21 protein-coding genes, 1 tRNA gene and 1 other RNA gene are annotated in these 21,582 nt (G+C 61.6%); 16 read left to right on the top strand and 7 right to left on the bottom strand.

Features of this window, described 5'->3' with window-relative positions:
* Nucleotides 1-59 precede the first annotated feature (59 nt).
* The 5 genes from ARUE_RS12935 to ARUE_RS12915 all read left to right on the top strand — a co-directional run bounded on the left by ARUE_RS12935 (nucleotide 60) and on the right by ARUE_RS12915 (nucleotide 5,310).
* Nucleotides 60-135, top strand: a tRNA-Val gene (locus ARUE_RS12935).
* 112 nt (nucleotides 136-247) lie between these two features.
* Complete coding sequence (locus ARUE_RS12930; RefSeq protein WP_014922070.1) at nucleotides 248-538, top strand: hypothetical protein; 291 nt, start codon at nucleotides 248-250, stop codon at nucleotides 536-538.
* Nucleotides 539-763: 225 nt separating this feature from the next.
* Complete coding sequence (locus tag ARUE_RS12925; RefSeq protein ID WP_014922069.1) at nucleotides 764-1,558, top strand: IclR family transcriptional regulator; 795 nt, start codon at nucleotides 764-766, stop codon at nucleotides 1,556-1,558.
* A 142-nt stretch (nucleotides 1,559-1,700) separates the two neighbouring features.
* Complete coding sequence (locus ARUE_RS12920) at nucleotides 1,701-3,059, top strand: MFS transporter (protein WP_011775098.1); 1,359 nt, start codon at nucleotides 1,701-1,703, stop codon at nucleotides 3,057-3,059.
* Between the two features lie 193 nt (nucleotides 3,060-3,252).
* Complete coding sequence (locus tag ARUE_RS12915; RefSeq protein ID WP_014922067.1) at nucleotides 3,253-5,310, top strand: acyltransferase family protein; 2,058 nt, start codon at nucleotides 3,253-3,255, stop codon at nucleotides 5,308-5,310.
* An 8-nt stretch (nucleotides 5,311-5,318) separates the two neighbouring features.
* On the opposite strand, the gene ARUE_RS12910 is transcribed toward ARUE_RS12915, so the two are convergent.
* Nucleotides 5,319-6,386 (bottom strand): D-2-hydroxyacid dehydrogenase, encoded by a 1,068-nt coding sequence (locus ARUE_RS12910; protein ID WP_014922066.1) that lies wholly within the window; start codon nucleotides 6,384-6,386, stop codon nucleotides 5,319-5,321.
* A gap of 70 nt (nucleotides 6,387-6,456) precedes the next feature.
* Here ARUE_RS12910 and ARUE_RS12905 point away from each other — a divergent pair, with 70 nt between their 5' ends.
* Genes ARUE_RS12905 through ARUE_RS12895 form a run of 3 tightly spaced genes read left to right on the top strand, consistent with a single transcriptional unit; the run spans nucleotide 6,457 to nucleotide 9,224 of the window.
* A complete protein-coding gene (locus tag ARUE_RS12905) occupies nucleotides 6,457-7,368 on the top strand; it encodes an NAD(P)-dependent oxidoreductase (protein WP_014922065.1) in 912 nt (303 codons plus the stop codon).
* Between the two features lie 36 nt (nucleotides 7,369-7,404).
* Nucleotides 7,405-8,175 (top strand): SDR family oxidoreductase, encoded by a 771-nt coding sequence (locus tag ARUE_RS12900; RefSeq protein ID WP_043471336.1) that lies wholly within the window; start codon nucleotides 7,405-7,407, stop codon nucleotides 8,173-8,175.
* Nucleotides 8,175-9,224 (top strand): L-idonate 5-dehydrogenase, encoded by a 1,050-nt coding sequence (locus ARUE_RS12895; protein WP_014922063.1) that lies wholly within the window; start codon nucleotides 8,175-8,177, stop codon nucleotides 9,222-9,224. Before ARUE_RS12900 ends, ARUE_RS12895 begins: the two co-directional genes overlap by 1 nt.
* Here ARUE_RS12895 and ARUE_RS12890 read toward each other — a convergent pair whose 3' ends face one another.
* A complete protein-coding gene (locus tag ARUE_RS12890; RefSeq protein WP_043471334.1) occupies nucleotides 9,225-9,953 on the bottom strand; it encodes a FadR/GntR family transcriptional regulator in 729 nt (242 codons plus the stop codon).
* 221 nt (nucleotides 9,954-10,174) lie between these two features.
* Between ARUE_RS12890 and gnd the strand changes: the two genes are divergently transcribed.
* Nucleotides 10,175-11,611, top strand: coding sequence for an NADP-dependent phosphogluconate dehydrogenase (gene gnd, locus ARUE_RS12885; RefSeq protein ID WP_014922062.1), 1,437 nt, complete (start codon nucleotides 10,175-10,177; stop codon nucleotides 11,609-11,611).
* 106 nt (nucleotides 11,612-11,717) lie between these two features.
* Complete coding sequence (locus ARUE_RS12880) at nucleotides 11,718-12,557, top strand: oxidoreductase (protein ID WP_014922061.1); 840 nt, start codon at nucleotides 11,718-11,720, stop codon at nucleotides 12,555-12,557.
* On the opposite strand, the gene epsC is transcribed toward ARUE_RS12880, so the two are convergent.
* From epsC to msrA, 3 genes are all read right to left on the bottom strand, one after another.
* A complete protein-coding gene (gene epsC, locus ARUE_RS12875; protein ID WP_011775089.1) occupies nucleotides 12,554-13,138 on the bottom strand; it encodes a serine O-acetyltransferase EpsC in 585 nt (194 codons plus the stop codon). The two genes, ARUE_RS12880 and epsC, sit on opposite strands and share 4 nt — an antisense overlap.
* Nucleotides 13,139-13,179: 41 nt before the next feature.
* A complete protein-coding gene (gene cysK, locus ARUE_RS12870; RefSeq protein ID WP_011775088.1) occupies nucleotides 13,180-14,115 on the bottom strand; it encodes a cysteine synthase A in 936 nt (311 codons plus the stop codon).
* 66 nt (nucleotides 14,116-14,181) lie between these two features.
* Complete coding sequence (gene msrA / locus ARUE_RS12865) at nucleotides 14,182-14,706, bottom strand: peptide-methionine (S)-S-oxide reductase MsrA (RefSeq protein WP_011775087.1); 525 nt, start codon at nucleotides 14,704-14,706, stop codon at nucleotides 14,182-14,184.
* 145 nt (nucleotides 14,707-14,851) lie between these two features.
* Here msrA and ARUE_RS12860 point away from each other — a divergent pair, with 145 nt between their 5' ends.
* Nucleotides 14,852-15,763: a Nif3-like dinuclear metal center hexameric protein gene (locus ARUE_RS12860; RefSeq protein WP_014922060.1), complete on the top strand. Its 912-nt coding sequence runs from the start codon at nucleotides 14,852-14,854 to the stop codon at nucleotides 15,761-15,763.
* 89 nt (nucleotides 15,764-15,852) lie between these two features.
* On the top strand, nucleotides 15,853-16,590 hold the full coding sequence (locus tag ARUE_RS12855) for a zinc ribbon domain-containing protein (RefSeq protein WP_011775085.1): 738 nt from the start codon (nucleotides 15,853-15,855) through the stop codon (nucleotides 16,588-16,590).
* Nucleotides 16,591-16,614: 24 nt separating this feature from the next.
* Here the strand turns inward: ARUE_RS12855 and ARUE_RS12850 are convergent, their stop codons facing one another.
* A complete protein-coding gene (locus ARUE_RS12850) occupies nucleotides 16,615-17,379 on the bottom strand; it encodes a YaaA family protein (protein ID WP_014922059.1) in 765 nt (254 codons plus the stop codon).
* Nucleotides 17,380-17,436: 57 nt separating this feature from the next.
* Here ARUE_RS12850 and rnpB point away from each other — a divergent pair.
* From rnpB to ARUE_RS12835, 4 genes are all read left to right on the top strand, one after another.
* Nucleotides 17,437-17,828, top strand: an RNA gene (gene rnpB / locus ARUE_RS23475) — RNase P RNA component class A.
* Between the two features lie 263 nt (nucleotides 17,829-18,091).
* Nucleotides 18,092-19,579 (top strand): glyceraldehyde-3-phosphate dehydrogenase, encoded by a 1,488-nt coding sequence (locus tag ARUE_RS12845; protein ID WP_081589142.1) that lies wholly within the window; start codon nucleotides 18,092-18,094, stop codon nucleotides 19,577-19,579.
* Between the two features lie 73 nt (nucleotides 19,580-19,652).
* A complete protein-coding gene (locus tag ARUE_RS12840; protein WP_014922057.1) occupies nucleotides 19,653-19,862 on the top strand; it encodes a hypothetical protein in 210 nt (69 codons plus the stop codon).
* 122 nt (nucleotides 19,863-19,984) lie between these two features.
* On the top strand, nucleotides 19,985-20,785 hold the full coding sequence (locus ARUE_RS12835; protein ID WP_014922056.1) for an HNH endonuclease family protein: 801 nt from the start codon (nucleotides 19,985-19,987) through the stop codon (nucleotides 20,783-20,785).
* Here the strand turns inward: ARUE_RS12835 and ARUE_RS12830 are convergent.
* Nucleotides 20,770-21,582 (bottom strand): acyltransferase domain-containing protein, encoded by an 813-nt coding sequence (locus ARUE_RS12830; protein ID WP_014922055.1) that lies wholly within the window; start codon nucleotides 21,580-21,582, stop codon nucleotides 20,770-20,772. The genes ARUE_RS12835 and ARUE_RS12830 overlap by 16 nt on opposite strands.

Raw genomic sequence — 21,582 nt, 5'->3', positions numbered from 1 at the left:
GAGTCATTGTTCGTTGGTTGAAGCGCTGAGGAAGTTACGAAGCACGGAAGCCGCGATTTGGGTCTTTAGCTCAGCTGGTAGAGCGCCACGTTTACACCGTGGATGTCATCGGTTCGATCCCGGTAGGACCCACCAAGAAAAACCCCGTCATTTCAAGTCAAAAGACTTGGTTGGCGGGGTTTTTGTTTGCCTGCCCCTTTCCTCCGGTGGGTCTTGAATGTCAGACCCCCACCCTACGGTTTCATCCATGGAGCACGTATACATCCGCACGGCTGCGCAAGGCGCCCCTGCAGTCGTTGTGAGGGGCGGCCGCGAGTGGCGCATTGTGGTGGAACCTGTCCGCTGGTTTGAGCGGGTCGCGTGGTGGGAGGAGTCCCGCCGTATGCCGCGAGGACAGGGGCGGGTCGACGTTGAAGTCTGGCAGGTCCAGGTTCGCTTGGGGAACAACCCCCGCTCAGGTACGGCGACTTGGGAACTGGTCCGGGATGGCTCCGGTGGGGGCTGGTGCCTTAGGGGCGAGGAAGTCGCCGCGGCGTAGTCTCCTGCCCGGGAAATGGATGAGCTCTCCACCACGACTATTGGGGGATGCCGCGGTGGAGAGCTCGAAGATGAATATACAGAGAACTTTCGGGTTTGGAAAGTGAGGCCCCGCTGAGGGCGGAGATGGGGGCATTACACACGCCTTACTCCCGCATACTCATTCCACTATGATGAGAATTGTTCAGCAGAATGAACAACCGAATTGCGATGCCTAAGGAGAATCATGGCCGATTCCCGCACCTCCCGTTCCGAAGGGCTGGGCGCTTCGTCGCCGGCGCCTGCCGTCACCCGCGCTGCGGCTGTATTGGAGGTGCTCGCTGAGTCCCCAACGGGCCGGCTGACGCTGAGTGATCTCTCGCGTGAACTCGGGATCCCCAAGTCTTCTACGTCGAACCTGTTGCTGGCGCTGGAAGAAGCGCGCCTCATTACCAGGCAGGGTGCGGACTTTGCCTTGGGAAGGAAGCTTGTGGAACTGGGTGCCGCATACCTGAGCCGACTCGACGAGGTGCAGGAGTTCTATAAGTACTGTGAGCAGGCGCCTACGCTGTCCGGAGAGACCGTGAGGATTGCGATGCTCGACGGCGACCACGTCATCTACCTGGCGCGGTATGAGGGCCATCCTGCGGTCAGGTTGACCTCGAACATCGGTGACAAGATGCCGGTCTCGCTCTGCAGCGTCGGGAAGGCGCTGATCGCCCAGTTGCATGATCACGATATTGACTCGATGTTCCCGGATGGCATGCAGCTGCCCACTATGACGGCCAATTCGCTGAAGACCGCCGAGGAACTCAAGGCCCAGATTTCCGCCATCCGCAAGCAGGGCTTCGCCTTCGAGGATGAAGAGTCCACGGTTGGTGTGGTGTGTCTGGCCGTGCCGGTGCCGACCCACGGAGCTCACGGCCCAAGTCTGGGTTTGTCGGTGACCGCGCTGAAGGCCACGTACTCGGAGGAGCAGGGCGCCCTGATGGTCAAGGAACTCAAAGAGCTGGCGCGTTCCTTGGGGAATCCGATGGGCTAGGAACCGGAGCACGTCTAAATAAATCTGATTACAATCTTGGCAGTACGTTCAACAAGCTGTACGCTGTTCATCATAGTGATCTTGGCGGTGATGCCATCACTATCTCGCTGGGCCAACGGGGGCCCGGGGTGATTTTGAGGGAGTGCTTGTGATAACTCGTGCAAATGAAACGCTCGCGGCCGAGGCTGACGACGCTGTAGTTGAGCCGGAACAGCTCCGGCGGGCTACGCTGGCCAGCTCTGTCGGCTCCGCGCTGGAGTACTACGACTTCTACATTTATGGCTTGGCTTCGGCCCTGATCTTCGGCCCGTTGTTCTTTTCCCCGCTCGGCCCGGACGGTGCTCTGATTGCTTCGTTCGCCACATACGGCGTTGGCTTTGCTGCACGTCCGTTCGGCGGTTTGATCTTCGGCTACATCGGGGACAGATTCGGCAGGAAGATGGTCCTCATCCTGACCATCGCGCTGATGGGAACAGCCAGCTTTGCCATTGGCCTGCTCCCCACGTTCGAGCAAGCCGGCATGCTCGGCGCTGTCCTGCTGGTGACGCTGCGAATCATTCAGGGCCTGGGGGCCGGTGCGGAGCAGGCCGGCGCCACGACGCTGATATCTGAAGTGGCTCCGCGTCGCCGTCGTGGGTTCTTCGCATCTCTGCCGTTCGTCGGCATCCAGCTGGGCACGCTCCTCGGTGCCGGAACTTTCGCGCTCATCACGATGGCGGACAAGTCCGTCCTTCAGGGCTGGTTGTGGCGCGTGCCGTTCCTGGCCAGTTTCATTCTGATCGCCGTGGCCATCTTCATTCGCCTGAAGCTCAAGGAAACGCCCGCGTTCCAAGAGTTGGAAAAGCACAAGAACGTGGTCAAGAACCCCATTGGTGCTCTCTGGAAGCACTCCAAGAAGAACGTGTTGCTGGGAATCGGTCTGCGCATGGGCGAGAACGGCAACTCTTCGATCTACTCCGCGCTGCTGGTGTCCTTCATGAGCATGCCGGCGGGTGTCTTCGCCGGGAACAACTCCATCGGTCCTGTGGGTTTGTTGATCGCGGCCGGGTTCGCCGCCGTTATGGTGGTCACGTTCGGTGCCTTGTCCGACAGGTTCGGTCGTGTCCCGGTGTACCGGTACGGGGCACTGTTCCAAGCAATCATCGCGGTTCCGGCGTTCTATCTGGTGACCTTGGGCAACGTCACCTTGGTATGGGTGGTCATGGCCGTAGGCATCGCAATCGGTGTTCAGTCCATGCTGGGCCCGCAGTGCCCGCTGTTGCCTGAACTGTTCGGATCCCAGTATCGCTTTACGGGTGTCGCTATGAGCCGCGAGATTTCAGCGGTCCTGGCAGGCGGTCTTGCGCCCTTGCTCGGGGCGCTCATGTTGGCCGCCACCAACCACTCCTGGCTGGTCCTGGCCATCTACTCCCTGGTCCTTGCGCTCATCTCCTTCGTCACAACCTTCTTCACCCCGGAGACGGCAGGCAGGGACCTCGTCAGCACGGAAGACGCAAAGTAGGCCGAGGCAACACCCAAACCTGAGGCAACGCCCTAACCCGAGGCACCATACAGACCACACGCCTGGCAGCGCGGTATCCCTTCATGCGGAGGGTGCCGCGCTGCTTTGCGCTTGAACACAAAATGTCCTCCGAAGCTGGTGGAAATTCACCTGTGGCAGTGCAGAATTGGTGCAGCGAATGAGGAGGGTGTCGATGACGGCAACCAAGGGCCTTGCATCACCGGAAAGTCCCGGGCAGGTCCGGGCCGCCAGCGGGGGTACCAAGTTTCGGCCCGAGATCCAGGGCCTAAGATCTTTGGCCGTTCTCATGGTTGTCTCGTATCACATCTGGTTCGGTCGCGTTTCCGGCGGCGTGGACGTGTTCCTGCTGATTTCAGCGTTCCTCATGACGCTGCAATTCGTCAGCCGCTATGAGGACGCACGGCCGGTATCACTGGTGCGGCACTGGCTGCACCTGTTCTGGCGGCTGTTGCCCGCCGTCGTGGTGGTCCTGCTGAGCACTTTGGCGGCTACGTACGTGTTCATTCCCCGCACACGCTGGATCGAAATAGTCAGCCAAGGATGGGCTTCGCTGTTCTACGTCCAAAATTGGCTGCTCCAGCGGCAGGTGGTCAACTACTATGCGGCGGACCACAGCTTGGCGAGTCCTTTCCAGCATTTTTGGTCGCTGTCCATCCAGGGGCAGGTTTTTATTCTTTGGCCGGCCATTTTTGTTGCCACGGCCTGGGTGTGCCGCCGCTTAAGCCTGCGGTATCGGGCCGTGCTTCTTGGAATCTTCGGGCTGATCTTCGCAGTATCGCTGGCGTATTCGATCTACTTCACGGCGGCCAATCAGGAACTGGCCTATTTCGACACCTTTGCCCGGTTGTGGGAGTTTGCGTTGGGCACCCTGGTGGCACTGTTGCTTCCCTATCTTCGGCCCGGTCTCGGGCTGAGTAGCGTGCTGGGGTGGGTGGGCATAGCCGCAATGCTGAGCTGTGGCGCTGTTCTTCAGGTCCAGACCGCGTTTCCGGGCTTCGTGGCGCTGTGGCCGACCCTCGCAGCGGTGGCTGTCATCGTCGCGGGGCAATCGGGCAGCCGCTTCGGAGTTGACAGGATCCTTTCTTCCAAGCTTCTGGTGGGGCTGGGCTCTACTTCATATGCCCTTTACCTGTGGCATTGGCCGCTGTTGGTGATCACTTTGGTGTGGATCGGCCAAGACCATGCAGACGCGATCACCGGCACCTTGATCGTGGGTGCGTCGCTGCTGTTGGCGTTCCTCACTACCCGGTTTGTTGAGCAGCCACTGCGTGCATGGCGATGGCCGGAAGCCAAACGTTGGCGCCTGGCGCTGGCGGTGCTTGTTTGCTTGGCCGTCGCTGCAGCACCGATGGTGCAGTTTGGTTTCCAGCAGCAAGCGGAGAAGAACATCATCGCCACGCAGGATGCTGACGACAACCCGGGGGCCAGGGCGTTGTTGCCTGGCTATGTTGACCGTGTTGGCGAGGGCGCGCGGACACTGCCAACCCCTGAGCAGCTTCCGGAAGACTGGGGAAGGCTCGATGGCGCATGTATAGGGGATCTCCGGCCAGCGGACCCGGTGCTGTTTGCGGAATGCCAGCAGAACGACGTCGGCGCTGACGCCGAGAGGACCGTCTTTGTAGTGGGTCAATCGCATTCCCTGCAGTGGCTCGGGGCCATCGGCCCCCTGGCCAAGGAACACCATTGGCGGGTTCAAGCCATCACGTTTGGAGCCTGTCCCTTCATGACCGAAACGGACGAGGTGGGGGACGAGTGCAACACCTTCAATCGGAACGTCCGGGAACACATCCGTATCCATCAACCGGATGCCGTTTTCCTTGTGGGAACGGCGGCGGTCCCCGACTCACCGGACGAGGACCTCACATGGGGGCTCGACGAGCTGGTGGGTGAGATCACTGATCAAGGTGTGGAAGTCATCGCCATGAGGGACAACCCGCGCTTCTCATTCAGCCCCAGTGAGTGCGCAATGGCTTCCGGCGTGGATGACTCACGCTGCCGTCCCGCCCAGTCCTCGGTTCTCGCCGAAAGCAATCCCTTGGACCAGTTGGAGGGAACTTTCACGGGGTTGTCCATCCTGGACATGACGGACCTGATCTGCGACGGCACGGCCTGTCCGGGCATCGTGGGCAACGTTTATGTTTACCTCGACGACAACCACCTCTCGAGCACTTATGTCAGGACCATGACCGACACGTTGTCCGAGAGGTGGTTTGACGCCACAGGTTGGTAGTTGCCGGCTTAGTAGAAGTGGACCGGATCAACCAGATGGGGGAGTTCGCCACCGTCCAGGAAGGTGCGCAGGTTGCTGCAGAAGCGTTCGGCGATGAGCCGGTTCTCGGCAGCACTCAACGCAGAAGTGTGCGGGGACACCAGGACCTTGGGATGGTTCCACAAAGGGCTGTCCTGTGGAAGGGGTTCCACCGCGAAGACGTCAAGGCAGGCATACGACACCTGGCCATTGTTCAAGGCCTCGAGCAAAGCGTCCTCATCCACCACTGTTCCCCGGCCCACGTTGACGAACACGGCTCCGGGTTTCATGGCTGAGAAAATGTCCTTGTTGAACAGCTTCTCCGTGTACGGCGTGCCGGGAAGTGTATTGATCACTGCGTCGGCATCAGCCACCAGGCCGGGGAGACCATCATTGTTGGTGACCTCCTCGATTCCCTCAATGGTTTCCACAGTGCGCTTGGTTCCACTGACGTTCATACCCAAGGCCCGGGCAATTCGGGCAGTCTCCAAGCCAATTTCGCCGAGGCCTGCGATGACCACCTTTGAGCCGTTGACAAGTTTGGTGGGTGTTCTCAGCTCGGGCCAAACCTTGGCGGCTTGATCTTGTGCCATCTCGGCGCTGCGCTTGAACCCGTTGAGGATGCCGAAGGCTGAAAATTCCGCCAAGGGCAGGGCATGGACGCCCGCGGACGTTGTCACGCGGAACTTCTGCAGGGTTTCCGTGTCGAGTCCGGAAGCCTTGACCGCGCCACCCGCTCCCGCTGCCATGGCATGAATCCACTGCAAGTGCGGGTTGCTCGCGGCGATGCGTGCCAAGCCGGCTGGACTTTCGTTGGGGAAGCCGTACAGGACCTGCGCCCGGTTCAGCATGTCCCAGTAGCGTTCCTCCTGCTCCGGAGTGCGCTTGAACTCCGGATCGCCCGCGTGATCTGCGGGAAAGCGTTCAGGCGGAAGAAGCTCGGGATGGTAGAGAACTGTTACGGAAGGATCTACAGCGCGGATCAGCTCTACGTGCTCTGCTTCGAGCGGTACAGCGATGGCGATGGTAAGTTCATCAGTCGTCATGGTGTTCATCATACTGAATGGAGGCTAGGATATTGAACAGTAATCTCGTAGATGACCACAAAGAAGTGAGGTGTTACCTACCATGACCAGCAAACGCGTGGGCTTCGTTGGCTTGGGACTCATGGGAGCGCCCATGGCCTCAAACCTGGCGGCAGCCGGCTGGAACGTCACCGCCTGGAACCGATCCGAGACCGTTTTTGAAGGCCTTTCCGGCGTCCGGCGCGCAGCAGCCGTGGCGGAGCTGCGGGACGAAGACACCATCATCTTCATGCTCCCCGATCTGCCCTTCATCGAGGAAGCCGCAGCGGACCTGCTCGAATCATGGCGGAACAAGGCACCCCGGCCGGGCACCGCCGTCGTCATCATGAGCAGCGTCTCGCCAACTGCGGTCCAACTGTTTGGCGAAACTGTTCACCAGGCATCCGGCGGCAACGCCGCGGTGGTGGATGCGCCGGTCAGCGGCGGTACCGCCGGGGCGCAACGCGGAAGCCTCGCCATCATGGTGGGGGCCACCGAAGGCCAGTTCGAAGCTCTCCAACCACTCCTGGAAACCATGGGGACTACCGTCCGGCGCATGGGGCCGCTGGGTTCGGGGTCGCTCGCCAAAGCGTGCAACCAACTCATCGTCGGAACAACGACGGCGGCCCTCGCCGAAGCGGCCGAACTCGCGGAACGCGCCGGCATGGACGTGGAGGCACTCTTTGAGGTCCTTTCCGGAGGGTTGGCCGGAAGCCGGGTGCTGGAAAACGTTGGCCCACGCTTGGCCGCCAAGGACTATGCGCCTACCGGGCCGGCAAAGTTTATGCACAAGGACCTCGGCTTCGTGCTCACCAGCGCACAAGCCGTTGGCTCCGCCGTCCCCATGGCATCGGCGGCAATCGACCTTTATGCCGAACTCAAACGCCAAGGACTCGGAGATCACGACCTCGCCGTTGTCCGTCAGACCATCGCAAACCTAAGCCTTTCACCAGCCGCGACGTCGAACAGCAACTGAACCGGCGCAACACCAGAAGGAATGAAGAACAAAACTATGAGTGGACTTTTCGATCTGACCGGGCGGGTTGCCTTGGTCACTGGTTCAAGCCGGGGAATCGGCAACGCCCTGGCCAGGGGCCTCGCCGATGCCGGAGCGACGGTGGTGCTCAATGGGATCAGCACTGAACGCCTGGAGAAAGCCCACCAGGCCATGGCCGCTGGCTATCCGGTGGGCAGGGTCCACAGCCGGGCCTTCGACGTCACGGACGCTGGATCCGCCGCTGAGGGGGTGGCCTGGATCGAACAGAACGTCGGGCCTTTGGACATCCTGGTGAACAACGCCGGAATTCAGCACCGTGTCCCCATGCTGGAGCTCGACGTCAAAGACTGGGACCGCGTCATCACCACCGACCTCACCAGCGCCTTCCTGGTAGGCCGGGAAGCGGCAAGGCATATGATCCCCCGAGGTCACGGCAAGATCATCAACATCTGCTCGGTCCAAACGGACCTGGCACGCCCCACCATCGCCCCCTATGTGGCTGCCAAGGGCGGTCTCCGCAACCTCACCCGCGCGATGACCGCGGAGTGGGCCGCCTCCGGTTTGCAGATCAACGGAATCGCGCCGGGGTACATCCACACGGAAATGACCCAAAACCTGGTGGATGATGCTGACTTCAACTCCTGGATCCTTGGCCGGACCCCGGCCAACCGATGGGGCACCACGGCAGACCTTGCCGGCCCCACCGTATGGCTCGCCTCCCAGGCCTCGAACTTCGTGAACGGCCAGACGATCTTCGTCGACGGCGGAATGACGGTGGTGGTCTGATGGGCATCAACCTTCCAGCTTCCGGCCCCGCTGTAGTTGCCCACGGCAAAGGTGACCTCCGGATTGAGGACGTCCCGCTGGCCACTCCGGCAGAGGACGAATCGATCGTGGAGATCGCCTACGGCGGGATCTGCGGATCAGACCTTCACTACTGGCTGCATGGCGCAGCGGGGGAGTCCATCCTCAAAGAGCCCATGGTCCTGGGCCACGAAATCGTTGGCGTGGTGGTCCAGCAGGCGGCGGACGGTACCGGCCCCGCTGAGGGGACCCCAGTGGCCGTCCACCCGGCAACCCCGGCACCCGGCAATGTTAGATACCCCGAGGACCGGCCCAACCTCTCCCCGGGCTGCACCTACCTTGGCAGTGCTGCCCGGTACCCCCACACGGACGGCGCGTTCAGCCGCTACGCAAACCTTCCCTCAAGGATGCTGCGCCCTCTTCCGGAGAACCTGAATCTCCGCACTGCCGCCCTGGTTGAGCCCGCCAGTGTCGCTTGGCATGCTGTAGGCCGCGCGGGAAACGTCGAAGGAAAAACGGCGCTCGTGATCGGCAGTGGTCCGATCGGTGCCCTGGCGGTCGCTGTCCTGAAGCGTGCCGGCGCGGCCCGGATTGTCGCCGTCGACATGCATGACAAGCCCCTGGAGATTGCGCGCGCCGTGGGGGCGGATGACGTCCTCAAAGGCGACGATGCGGAGGCTATCGCGGCGGTGGACGCAGACGTGGTCATTGAATCATCAGGCAGCCATTTTGGACTGGCCTCGGCCATCAAGGGTGCTACCCGTGGCGGCAAGGTGGTGATGGTGGGACTACTGCCATCCGGACCACAGCCGGTGTTCATCTCCCTCGCCATCACCCGCGAGCTGGAACTCCTTGGCTCGTTCCGCTTCAACGACGAAATCGATGAGGTCATTGCTGCCCTGGCCGATGGTTCGCTGTTCGTCGACCCTGTGGTGACGCACGAATTCGGCCTGGCCCAAGGCCTGGAGGCTTTTGAGGTGGCGAAGAACTCCGCTGAATCCGGAAAAGTGCTGCTGAACTTCCAGCCGTAGCTAGTTTTTGGCTACGGGGACGAAGACGCGGGGCTGGTCATTCCAGCTGGGTGCCAGCTCCGCGATGGTCTGACGCATAATCTTTGCGGCGGCGTCGCGCGCCAGGGAACCGTCTCCGGCGTCAATCGCATGGGCCACGTCCATATGCCACTGAAGCGCCTGCTTTTGGGGGTGTTCAGGCATGAGCCCGTGGACGGTTCGGCCCGTGAGGGTCTCCGTGACCTGGCCGATCAAGTTGGCGAACATCTCGTTGCCCGAGCCCGAGAGGACCAATGCATGGAACCGGATGTCGAGGTCCAGAAACCGGGCCATGTCACCGGCATCGCCGGCTTCCTTCATGGCCAACGAGATGCCCACCAACTCCTGCCGAAGACTTTCGGGCGCGTTCCCGGCGGCCAGTTCTGCTGCGACAGGCTCGACGGCGGAACGCAGCTCGGCGAGCGACCTCAACTGGGCGCCACGCCCCTCGCCGGCGAGACGCCAACGAATCACCAAAGGATCGAAAGGATTCCATCGATGGGCCGGCAGAACCCGGATGCCCACACGCTTGATGGTCTCCACAAGTCCCAGCGATTGCAGCACACGGACAGCTTCACGGACCACGGAGCGGGAGACTTTCAGTTCGTCTTCCAGATGCTCCGCCAACATGACGTGGCCGGTGGGAAGGGCACCACCGACGATCCTGGTGCCCAGGTGCTCTACGGCGCGGTGGTGGAGGCTGGTTGACATAGAGGTAAGCATAATGGCGCGGAGGCGTCCTGCGCGCAGCTGGAACCGGGGCGGCATCATAGACTGTTTATGACGCGGCACCGTTCCAAAACGTGGGCGCCGCTTTCCCGCCCAAGGTTTAAATACGTATGGTTTATTGCAGCCCCTGGTTTTGAAATCGCTTCCTGCGTGCCCTATCGGGAAACAGAGGACTGTTTGTACACGAACGAATTGGAGTTTTGATGTCAGCACACATCGGTGTCACCGGCCTTGCGGTGATGGGCGCCAACCTGGCCCGCAACCTCGCCCGCAACGGCTTCACCGTGGCTCTCCACAACCGCTCCGTGGAAAAGACTGACGCCCTGCTGGAAAAGCACGGCACGGACGGCGACTTCATCCGCACGGAAACGCTGCAGGAACTCGTCGATTCCCTCGAAAAGCCCCGCCGTGTCCTGATCATGGTCAAGGCAGGCGCTCCCGTTGACAACGTGATCGAGCAGCTGGAACCGCTGCTTGAAGCCGGCGACATCATCATCGATGCCGGTAACTCGCACTACGAGGACACCCGCCGCCGCGAAGCCGCGCTGGCAAAGAAGGACCTGCACTTCGTAGGCGTCGGCGTTTCCGGTGGCGAAGAAGGCGCGCTGAACGGCCCGTCCATCATGCCCGGTGGCTCGCGCGAGTCCTACGACGCGCTCGGCCCGCTGCTGGAAAAGATCTCCGCAAAGGTCGACGGCGAACCCTGCTGTGCATGGATCGGCACCGACGGCGCCGGCCACTTCGTCAAGATGGTCCACAACGGTATTGAATACGCCGACATGCAGGTCATCGGTGAAGCATTCGATCTCCTCCGCTCCGGCGCTGGTATTGAGCCCGCCGAGCAGTCCAAGATCTTCGCTGAATGGAACAAGGGCGACCTTTCCTCCTTCCTGATCGAAATCTCCGCCGAGGTCCTGGGACACGTTGACGCAAAGACGGGCAAGCCGTTCGTCGACGTCGTGGTGGATGCAGCAGGCCAGAAGGGCACGGGCCGCTGGACGGTCATCTCCGCCTTGGAACTCGGGTCCCCGGTCTCCGGCATTGCCGAGTCCGTGTTTGCCCGCGCACTGTCCTCCCAGACGGAGCAGCGCAAACTTGGCCAGGAACTGCTGGCCGGCGAAGAAGCCTCTGTGGAAATCCCCGAGACCTTCGTCGAGGATGTCCGCCAGGCGCTCTACGCCTCCAAGCTGGTCTCCTACGCTCAGGGCCTGGACATGCTGACCTCCGCTGCCAAGGAGTACGGCTGGGACCTCAAGCTGGACGAGATCGCTTCGCTGTGGCGTGCAGGCTGCATCATCCGTGCAGAGCTGCTCAAGGACATCACCAAGGCCTACGCAGCCGAGGAGAAGCCCGCCAACCTGCTGTTCGCGCCGGCTTTCACCAAGGCCATCGCCGAGGCACTTCCGGCGTGGCGCCGGGTTGTGGCCACCGCCGTCCAGCTGGGCATCCCGGTACCGGTGTTCTCCTCCTCGCTGGCATACTACGACGGCCTGCGCCGCAAGCGCGTTGCCGCTGCCCTGATCCAGGGCCAGCGCGACCTCTTCGGTGCACACACCTACGGTCGCGTGGACACCGAGGGTACGTTCCACACCCTCTGGGGCGAAGACAAGTCCGAGATCTCGGCAGTCGACACCCACTAGCAGCACCTGTCCGTAAGGCCGGTTCCTCCCAGATACTCTGGGATGGACCGGCCTTTGCCGTAGTGAATTGTTTGCCGTTCCCCTTATGAACTGAAGGAGACCACCCATGGCATCCCGTATCGCGTTTGTCACCGGGGCCTCCACCGGGATCGGCTTCGACACGGCCATAGCACTCAGGGCAGCCGGTTTCACTGTCTATGCAGGCGCACGCCGTGCGGACAAGATGGAACCGCTGAAGCAGCACGGCATCACTGTCATGTCCTTGGACGTCACCTCGGAAGAATCGATGGCGTCTGCGGTGGGGCTGGTTGAAGCGGCCCACGGGCGGATCGATTTGCTGGTCAACAATGCCGGATATGGCTCCTACGGCTCACTCGAGGAAGTTCCGATGGCTGAGGGCAGGCGCCAGTTCGAAGTCAACGTCATAGGCCTGGCAAGGATGAGCCAACTTGTCATTCCCGGGATGCGCCTCGCCGGCTCGGGCCGGATCATCAACGTAACCTCCATTGGCGGCAAAATATATGAACCATTGGGGGCTTGGTATCACGGGACAAAGTTTGCGGTGGAGGGGTTGAGCGATTCCCTGCGGCTGGAGCTTAAGCCACACGGCATCGACGTCGTCGTTATCGAGCCGTCGGGAACGGATAGTGAATGGGGCACCATCGCGGGCGAGGGCCTGTTGACTATATCGGGTGGTGGACCTTACAAAGAACAAGCGCACATCGTGGCTGCAGCACTGGCCTCCACCTCCGGATCAGGCCACGTGTTGTCGACGCCGGCGCGTGTTGTAGCAAGAACCATAGTTCGCGCCGCAACGGCAAAACGCCCCAGAACCCGTTACCCGGTGGGCAGGGGGGCCTGGAGCGTCCTGGCATTGCGAAGGGTTCTTCCGGACCGCGCCTTCGACGCTGTCTTCTGGAATTTATACAGAAGGCTAGCCGGCTAGATCCGGTACTCGATGTAGTACTCAGCCGGGTCCACAGCGGGCTTCGTTTCGGACCTGGCGTCGCGGTGCCGCCACGTGGCTGGGATGCCTGTGATGATGGACTCCGGTGGTGCGTCCTTCACCACCACGGCGTTGGCGCCGATGGCGCTTCCCGCACCGATGGTGATGGGACCCAGGACCTTTGCGCCGGCGCCGATGGTGACGCGGTCGCCGATGGTCGGGTGACGCTTGACCTTGGCCAGTGAACGGCCGCCGAGCGTGACGCCGTGATAGATCATCACGTCCTCGCCGATCTCAGCGGTCTCACCGATCACCACTCCCATGCCGTGGTCAATGAAGAATCGCCGGCCAATGGTTGCACCGGGATGGATCTCAATGCCGGTAAGGAACCTGGCCAACTGGGAAATCAGGCGGGCAGGAAAACGGAGTGCCGGATTCTGCCAGAGCCGGTGAGTCACCCGGTGCGCCCAAATGGCGTGCAAACCGGAATAAGCGAAAAAGTTCTCAAAAGAGCCTCGAGCCGCCGGGTCGTGTGACCGGGCGGCATCGAGGTCTTCCTTAAGCCTTGCGAAGAAGCTCACAAAGACCTTTCTACAGGAAATGAAGGTGTGCGGGCTAAGTGTTAGCCACGGATGTCGTCGAACAGGACCGTGGAAATGTAACGCTCTCCAAAGTCACAGACGACGGCGACGATCAGCTTGCCGGCGTTCTCGGGACGCTTGGCCAGTTCCAGTGCACCCCACACGATGGCGCCAGAGGAAATACCGCCAAGGATGCCTTCACGGGCTCCGAGTTCACGGGCTACGCGGACTGAATCTTCCAGCGTGGCGTCCAGGACTTCGTCGTAAACGTTGGTGTCCAGGATTTCCGGAACAAAGTTGGCGCCGATTCCCTGGATCTTGTGCGGGCCGGGGGCTCCACCGTTGAGGATCGCGGAGTCCTTGGGCTCAACAGCCACGATCTGCACGCCCGGCTTGCGCTCCTTGAGGACCTGGCCAACACCGGTGATGGTACCGCCGGTACCCACGCCGGCAACAAAGATGTCCACTTCGCCGTCGGTGTCTTCCCAGACTTCCTCGGCGGTAGTGGTGCGGTGGATCGCCGGGTTGGCCTCGTTGGCGAACTGCTGCGCCCAGATGGAGTTCTCCGTGTTGGCGACGATTTCCTGTGCCTTCTCGACGGCGCCACGCATGCCTTCGGATCCGGGCGTCAGGACGATTTCTGCACCGTAAGCGCGCAGCATGACGCGGCGCTCGGTGGACATGGTCTCAGGCATGGTCAGGATGACCTTGTATCCGCGGGCTGCACCCACCAGTGCCAGGGCGATGCCGGTGTTGCCGGAAGTACCTTCGACGATGGTTCCGCCGGGCTTCAGGGCGCCGGACTTTTCGGCAGCATCAATGATGGCCACGCCAATGCGGTCCTTGACGCTGTTGGCCGGGTTGTAGAACTCAAGCTTGACTGCAACCGTGGCGTCGAGGCCTTCTGTGAGCCGGTTCAGACGGACCAGCGGGGTGCGACCGACCAGCTGCGTGACGTCGTCGTAGATCCTTGCCATGAAAATTACGCCTATCTCTGAAGAGGGAATGCTGAGGTCAGCCTAACCAGCAGGGTCGAAACCCTGCTAAGCAGTAAGCCATGCAGAGTAATATTTCCGGGCCTTTGCCAGCTTCGGGTTAATGATCACCTGGCAATACCCCTGATAGGGGAACTTTGCGTAGTAATTCTGGTGGACTTCCTCGGCCTCATGGAATTCGGGAAGGCGGCTGACCTCGGTCACAATCGGATCGGACCAGAGGGCCTGGGCGCGCTCAATGGCTTCCTCGAACAACACTTTTTCTTCCGTGGTTGTGTAGAACATCGACGAACGGTACTGCGTCCCCACGTCATAGCCCTGACGGTTCAATGTGGTGGGGTCGTGGAGGGCGAAGAACATGTCCAGGATGACTTCCTCCGGAACTACGGTTTCATCAAATGTCACCGCGACTACTTCTGCATGACCAGTGGTGCCGGAGCAGACCTCGTAGTAGTCGGGATTGCGGACGTGGCCGCCCGTGTAACCGGACACCACCGAGCTGACGCCGCGGGTCTTCTGGTAAACGGCATCAAGGCACCAGAAGCAGCCGCCGCCAAGTACGAAAGTTTTCATGTTCTCTTCAATGGATCGGAGGGCCTGATGATTCCCGCTTCACCTTACGGGAGAATTACGGCACCGGGGAGGTGCCGTGGGAGCGGCGACTGCCTGATCAGGCTCAGTAGGGAAGAAATCGGCCTCAGTAGGGAAGAATGAGAGCATGGAAGCAGTAAACACCGACATTTCGGATGCGGATTCCGTCGAAGAAGCCGAAACAGTTGACGCCAGCGGTGATCCTACGCTCGGTCAGGTGTTGCTGGCTGTCGAGGAACTCTGGCCGGAGTCCTTGGCTGAAGACTGGGACGAGGTGGGCCTGGTTGTCGGACGGCCAAACGTCCCTGTCACCAAAGTCCTCTTTGCCGTTGACCCCACGCTGGCCGTGATCGATGAGGCCGTGGAGTGGGGGGCCGAACTGCTCATCACCCACCACCCCTTGCTTCTCAAAGGGGTCAACTCCGTGGCGGCCACATCCGCGAAGGGCCTTGCGGTACACCGATTGATAGAGGCCGGGACTGGTCTGCTGACCGTGCACACGAATGGTGATTCAGCCGTTGGTGGGGTTTCCGATGTCCTGGCTGACGCCTTTGGGTTGGAGAACGTTACGCCCTTGACGGCTGCAAGCAACGGATTGCCGGAGGAAGGTATTGGCAGGGTAGGCGACCTGCCTGATCTCGAGACGCTCGGTGATTTCGCTGCCCGCGTCTTTGAAATGCTGCCCGCCGTCGCAGGCGGAGTCCGGGTGGCTGGAGACAAAGACGGCCTGATCCGGCGCGTTGCCGTCTGCGGTGGTGCGGGGGACAGCTTGTTCGATGCCGTTCGGGCCAGCCACGCGGATGTGTACGTCACAGCAGACATGCGGCACCACCCGGCATCCGAGGCGCGCGAAGGTGCCACCAACGGCCGGCCCTACCTGATCGACGTTTCGCACTTTGCCAGTGAATGGCTGTGGCTCCCTGCTGCCGCTGAAGCGCTGGGCAACGTGCTCGCGGACCAAGGCTACGACGTCGAGATCCGCGTCAGCAGCACCAACAGCGATCCCTGGGACTTCATACTCACTCCCGGCGGGGACTAGAGTCTAGAAAGATACGGACAGCCCTGACAGATAGTGGCGGTCCGGCCGGACCTGATCCCCAGGCCCGGTGGCGATTAGCGGAGGTAAGCGTGGCGAAAGCAGCACCGGCAGAACAATTGAAATTGCTTGAACTGCAGGGACTGGATGCCAAGCTCAGGTCGCTTGCCGGCCGCCGGAAGGTCCTGGAAACCGATCCACGCATCACTGACCTCACGGATGCGTTGAATGTAGCCAACGGCGAACTCGGCGCTGCCAAAATTGCCGTCCATGACGCCGAGACCGAACTTCGCAGGGCAGAAGCCGATGTGGAGCAGGTAGCAACCCGCATTGAACGGGACGAGACCCGGCTTAACAGCGGCACCGGCCTGTCCAAGGACCTGGTGGCGCTGCAGAGTGACATTGCCTCACTCAACAAGCGCCGCTCGGACCTTGAAGACGTTGAGCTCGAAATCCTGGAACGCCTGGATACATTGCGCGAGCGTCAGGCCGCTCAGCAGTCGATCGTGGACGATATCCAAGGCTCGTTCGGCAGCATCCGGGCGGAGCTGGACGAAGCCATTGCCGAGATTGCAGCCGAGGAAACGGTGGTTCGTGGACAGCGCGCCGCCTTCGCGGAATCGCTGGACGCGGGAGTACTTGCCATCTACGAGAAGACCATTGCCAAGCGCGGTGTCGGCGCAGCCCGTCTGTTCCACGGCAAGTCCGAAGGCTCCGGCATGATGCTCAGCCCCGGCGACCTTGCCGAAGTCAAAGCTGCAGCAGAGGACGAGATCGTGTTTTGCCCGGACTCAGGTGTCATCCTGGTCCGTTCGGCGGAGTGGAACTGACGCAGCCCAACGCCGGTTGGACACTCAGGTGGTGAGGATGATGTTGAGCGCGTGCGGCTTGCGGGCCGTGCCCTCAACAAGTTCCGCAGTCCAAATCTCCCGGGCAGCCTTCAGGAGCTGATCCGGGGTTGCCGGCGCTTTGCCGCGCCGGGTCAGCAGGTGGCGGCCCAGTTCGCCGCGGGTGTGTTTGGCGAAGTGACTGACAACCGTGCGCTTGCCGTTCGCTTCGTTGAAGACGTTGACGTTAACCGTCTGCGTCGCCGGGGGAGCCCAGGCAGCGGCATAGGTGCTGGAACGGCAATCCACCAAGAGTTCGCCCTCGGCGCGTGAGGCGAGGGCTGCGTTAAGCTGCGGCTTCCAGTAGGAGGCGAGGCGCCCGACGTCGGGCAATGCCGTTCCCATCGACAGCCGATAGGCGGGCACGTGGTCGCCGAAGCCTATGGCGCCCCACAGGGCGGAAACCACCAGGATGGATTCGCTCGCCTTGCGGCGTTGCGTTGGCGTCATGCTGTTGTAGCCCAAGGCGTCGTACAGGACCCCTGAATAGACCTGATGCGCGGGAGCGGCTGGTTCGGCATGCAGCCGGGTATTACGTTCGACGTCGTCCCGCAACGAGGCACCGACCCCCAGCAGCGTCAGTGCATCCTCGTGCGCGCTCACCATACCCAGTGCTTCGAGTACTTTTGCCCGGTAAGGGTTCAGTTCGGGGAAGCTGAGCGATTCCCAGTTTATGGCGGGACCGTTGGCAGCGGGGGTCTTGCCTTCGGAAGGCGGCAGCAGAATCAGCACCAGTCGATATTACCGGGGACTTTGCCTGGCCCCAACGCCGGTAGACTGGACGGCGGATGGGTCGACCAGGCGGTCGCGCGTCACGGAAGTGACTCGAGGAACGTCCGGGCTCCGAAGAGCAGGGTGGTGGGTAACGCCCACTCGGGGTAACCCGCAGGCCAGTGCCACAGAGAACAGACCGCCTGCGCGTCGTGATGTTTGCATCGCGGGGCAGCAGGTAAGGGTGAAACGGTGGTGTAAGAGACCACCAGCTCCCCGGGTGACCGGGGAGGCTAGGTAAACCCCACCCGGAGCAAGGCCAGACAGGACACGTTTGAGGGCTGCTCGCCCGAGTGTCCGGGTAGGCTGCTGGAGGGCGTCGGCAACGGCGTTCGTAGATGGATGGCCGCTACTCCCTTGCTGGTAACGGCAGGGGATGACAGAACCCGGCGTATCGGTCGACCCATCCATTTATGACTCCCGGATTTGTGCCGTGTGAGTGATTTCACGCCCTGGGGCGGCCTGCAGCCCTTCCTTCCGCCCTAGAATGGTTACTGAACGTAGATGTTCTGCCGCCGGGACTGCGTTCGCAGCCGGCGGATTTTCTTTGCTCTCGTTCAAGGCGCTGTGGGTGGACCGAAGCCCGCTGGCGCATGTGCCGCAGGATCACTCCGGGCGGCCGCTGCCATCTGCATACGAGGACGTATGTGGTTGACCCAAGGAAGGTAGTTCTGTGAGCCAGACGTCAGATTCTTGTCTTGATAAGTGGATGGGCCGGGAGGCTCTCGCCGAGGCCATGATTCCCGTGATCGGCCGGTTGTACCGGGAAAACAACGTGGTCACCAGCATCCACGGCCGGAGCCTGATCAACAAGTCCACCATGAACATCCTGAAGGCCCACCGCTTTGCGCGCCGGATGAGCAACCACGAGCTTCTGCTCGAAGAGACCGCACCGCTGCTGAATGCCCTGTCCGAGCTGGAACTCGGCGCAGCCGCCATTGACATTGCACGTTTGACCGAGAAGTTCCGGGCCGAAGGCAACGGCGCCTCGCTGGATGAGTACCTGCGTGCCGAGCTCGCCGAGATCGTGGGAAAGCGTGGCGCCGACAACCGCACCAGCACCGACGTCGTTCTCTACGGCTTCGGCCGCATCGGCCGCCTCCTGGCGCGCATCCTCATTGAAAAGGCCGGTGGCGGACACGGTCTGCGGCTCCGCGCCATCGTTGTTCGCAAGGGCGCTGAGAACGATCTGGTGAAGCGCGCCAGCCTGCTGCGCCGCGACTCCGTGCACGGTTCCTTCGAGGGCACCATCCGCGTGGACGAGGAAGCCAACACCATCACCGCCAACGGCGTGCAGGTCCAGGTCATTTACTCGGACAACCCTGCCACTGTGGACTACACCGCATATGGCATCAAGGATGCCTTGGTGGTGGACAACACCGGCCGCTGGCGCGACGCCGATGGCCTCTCCCAGCACCTGCAGAGCAAGGGCGTTGCCCGCGTCCTGTTGACGGCACCAGGCAAGGGCGACCTCAAGAACATCGTCCACGGCATCAACCACAAGGACATCTCCGATGACGACAAGATCGTCACCGCGGCATCCTGCACCACCAACGCCATCACGCCGGTGCTGAAGGCTATCAACGACAAGTTCGGCATCATTCACGGCCACGTGGAAACGGTTCACTCGTTCACCAACGACCAGAACCTGATCGATAACTTCCACAAGGGTGACCGCCGCGGCCGTTCGGCAGCACTGAACATGGTCATCACGGAGACCGGTGCCGCCAAGGCTGTAGCCAAGGCGCTGCCCGAGTTGCAGGGCAAGCTCACGGGCAACGCCATCCGCGTACCCACCCCGGATGTCTCCATGGCCATCCTGAACCTCAACCTTGAGAACGGCACTACTCGCGACGAAGTCAACGACTTCCTCCGCGAAATGTCCTTGCACTCGGACCTTCGCAAGCAAATCGACTACATCGACTCTCCCGACGTGGTGTCCACTGACTTCGTTGGCTCGCGTCGCGCCGGCATTGTTGATGGCCTCGCAACGATTTCCAACGACAAGAACCTGGTTCTTTACGTCTGGTACGACAACGAGTTCGGCTACTCCTGCCAGGTTGTGCGTGTCATGGAAGAAATGGCAGGTGTGAACCCGCCGTCCTTCCCCGCGCGTGACGTGATTGCTCCCATCGCGGTGCTTGAAGGGGCAGGAGCCTAGGCGCTCCGAACTATTGGCGGGTTTCCCGGCTGAGTCACTGGTATCAGCCGGGAAACCTGATCAAAATGGGTTCATGGAAAACGAATCAACGTTGGAACATGAGACCACGCTGGAGCACGCCCTGGACGTAGCGAAGGCCAACCACAAACAAGCCCAGAAACTTCTGGATCAAGCCATCGCAGCCAACGCGGCCGGTGACGTCACGGATCAGCGCGTTGAACAGTTGCGTGGCCTCCTTGCGGTGGCAACGGAGGACCTTCAGCGTGTAATGCGTGAGCAATAGGCCGCTGAGAAAGCCCCATGCCCGCAGTGTGACTTCTCCTACACACTGTGGATATCGGCTCTGACTGTCGGGGCCCTGTCCTACGCTCATAGGACATTGCCTGCCCCACTGGATGGAGTCTCTTGAGTACCACATGGTCTGCCTACAAGCGCGCCCGGAGAAGGTCACGTCAAGCGTGGGCCATTCTTGGACTGGCGGCCGCCACCATCGTGGCAGGGCTGTCCTGGTTTTTCACCACCGGACAATTCAGTACCGCTGAACCGTGGGCAGTCGGCCCAAGCGAAGCCCCTGTCTACAAACCCGGTTGGATGAAACCCCTTCGCGGTGCGGCGCCCGTTACCCCGGAGAGGGCAAGCGACGCCCTGGAGCGGCTCCCGGTCAAAGGGCGGGCGGCAAAAACGGACTACGACAGGGCCGCTTTCGGTCAAGCCTGGGCGGACGCTGACCGTAACGGATGCGATACACGAAACGACATCCTGCGGAGGGACCTCTCGGGCGTCGAATTCACGGAGGGTTCATCGTGCAAGGTCGCCGGTGGTAGCTTTCACGAACCCTACACAGGGGCACAAGTGACCTTCCAAAGAGGCCAGGACACCAGTGCCGCCGTTCAAATCGATCACGTGGTGGCCCTCGCCGACGCGTGGCAGAAAGGGGCCCAGCAGCTCACTGTTCAGCAGCGGCAAATGTTCGCAAACGATCCGCTGAACCTGATCGCCGCGGACGGTCCCGCCAACGTCAAGAAGGGTGCAGGAGACGCCGCCACGTGGCTGCCGGCCAACAAGAATTTCCGCTGCCATTACGTCGCCCGGCAAGTCTCGGTGAAAGCGGCGTATCAGCTGTGGATTACGCAGGCCGAAAAGGATGCCATGAAGCGGGTCCTGTCCTCTTGCCCGGACCAGCAAACCATCTACAGTGCCAGGTGACCGTGCCCCAGTTGCCAGGTGCCGCCGTCGTCGATCCGTTCCAGGACCACGCGCTGGAGTGAGGTTTCCCGCGGAAGCCTATCCAGGTTGTCCAGTCCCCGTTGCCTGAAGGTGAAATAGACGGCATCCGTAGGGGCATCAGTGCAACGGTCCAGCGTGAAGCGGCGGGCAAACGAGGCAATGTTGCTGTCCGGCAGGCGCTCAATCAGATACGGGTCCAGCATCCAGGAATCGCACGTCGCCTTACGGGCAGGTTTGTCGGGGAAATACCGGGGGAAGAAAGAGCTCGCCTCGGCAAAGCTGGCATCCACCAACGTGGGGGAGAGGCCTCCATCTTCGGGGATATGGACGCCAAGAACCCAGTCTGAACCCTGGCCGTCGGTTGGAACCAAATGGAACTGCAGCCGGCCAAGCCGGAACAAATTGCCGGCCATGTGCAGCGTGAGCCAGCTCCACGTGTCCAGCCCAAAATGGCCGTGGACTCGTCGGTTGATACGGAGCTGTAAACCCAGGTCTGCCAAGGACGCAGCCGACACAGCCGGACTAATTCCGAGATCCAGGTGGTATGCGTGAACTGACGGTGCGAAGCGGAGCAGGGCTTCGATCCAGACCGTCTCCGCGGCACCGTCTGCCCGGATGCTGTCCACCGGAAAGGCCCCAAGCCTCTCCTGCATCGCCTCCATTGCCTGAAGAACAGGCTCATCCGGAGGCGTCTCCAAAAGGTGCGCGCATTCAGCGGCATCTTCGCCGGTGATGTCCAGGAGCTCGAAAAGCTCCGCGTGAGGGCTGGTGGCCAT

Source organism: Arthrobacter sp. Rue61a (assembly GCF_000294695.2).
GTDB classification, from domain to species: Bacteria; Actinomycetota; Actinomycetes; order Actinomycetales; family Micrococcaceae; genus Arthrobacter; species Arthrobacter aurescens_A.
The sequence above is the reverse complement of the archived record's forward strand: the minus strand, read 5'-3'. Positions and strand labels throughout refer to the sequence as shown.

What these genes read in the sequence shown, in the direction of transcription:
- ARUE_RS12830 (WP_014922055.1), bottom strand. Translation starts at nt 21,582, where the DNA reads ATGGCCACCAGCCCTCACGCGGAGCTTTTCGAGCTCCTGGACATCACC.
- ARUE_RS12895 (WP_014922063.1), top strand. Translation starts at nt 8,175, where the DNA reads ATGGGCATCAACCTTCCAGCTTCCGGCCCCGCTGTAGTTGCCCACGGC.
- ARUE_RS12925 (WP_014922069.1), top strand. Translation starts at nt 764, where the DNA reads ATGGCCGATTCCCGCACCTCCCGTTCCGAAGGGCTGGGCGCTTCGTCG.
- ARUE_RS12880 (WP_014922061.1), top strand. Translation starts at nt 11,718, where the DNA reads ATGGCATCCCGTATCGCGTTTGTCACCGGGGCCTCCACCGGGATCGGC.
- msrA (WP_011775087.1), bottom strand. Translation starts at nt 14,706, where the DNA reads ATGAAAACTTTCGTACTTGGCGGCGGCTGCTTCTGGTGCCTTGATGCC.
- ARUE_RS12930 (WP_014922070.1), top strand. Translation starts at nt 248, where the DNA reads ATGGAGCACGTATACATCCGCACGGCTGCGCAAGGCGCCCCTGCAGTC.
- ARUE_RS12890 (WP_043471334.1), bottom strand. Translation starts at nt 9,953, where the DNA reads ATGTCAACCAGCCTCCACCACCGCGCCGTAGAGCACCTGGGCACCAGG.
- ARUE_RS12915 (WP_014922067.1), top strand. Translation starts at nt 3,253, where the DNA reads ATGACGGCAACCAAGGGCCTTGCATCACCGGAAAGTCCCGGGCAGGTC.
- cysK (WP_011775088.1), bottom strand. Translation starts at nt 14,115, where the DNA reads ATGGCAAGGATCTACGACGACGTCACGCAGCTGGTCGGTCGCACCCCG.
- ARUE_RS12905 (WP_014922065.1), top strand. Translation starts at nt 6,457, where the DNA reads ATGACCAGCAAACGCGTGGGCTTCGTTGGCTTGGGACTCATGGGAGCG.
- ARUE_RS12860 (WP_014922060.1), top strand. Translation starts at nt 14,852, where the DNA reads ATGGAAGCAGTAAACACCGACATTTCGGATGCGGATTCCGTCGAAGAA.
- gnd (WP_014922062.1), top strand. Translation starts at nt 10,175, where the DNA reads ATGTCAGCACACATCGGTGTCACCGGCCTTGCGGTGATGGGCGCCAAC.
- ARUE_RS12900 (WP_043471336.1), top strand. Translation starts at nt 7,405, where the DNA reads ATGAGTGGACTTTTCGATCTGACCGGGCGGGTTGCCTTGGTCACTGGT.
- ARUE_RS12840 (WP_014922057.1), top strand. Translation starts at nt 19,653, where the DNA reads ATGGAAAACGAATCAACGTTGGAACATGAGACCACGCTGGAGCACGCC.
- ARUE_RS12910 (WP_014922066.1), bottom strand. Translation starts at nt 6,386, where the DNA reads ATGATGAACACCATGACGACTGATGAACTTACCATCGCCATCGCTGTA.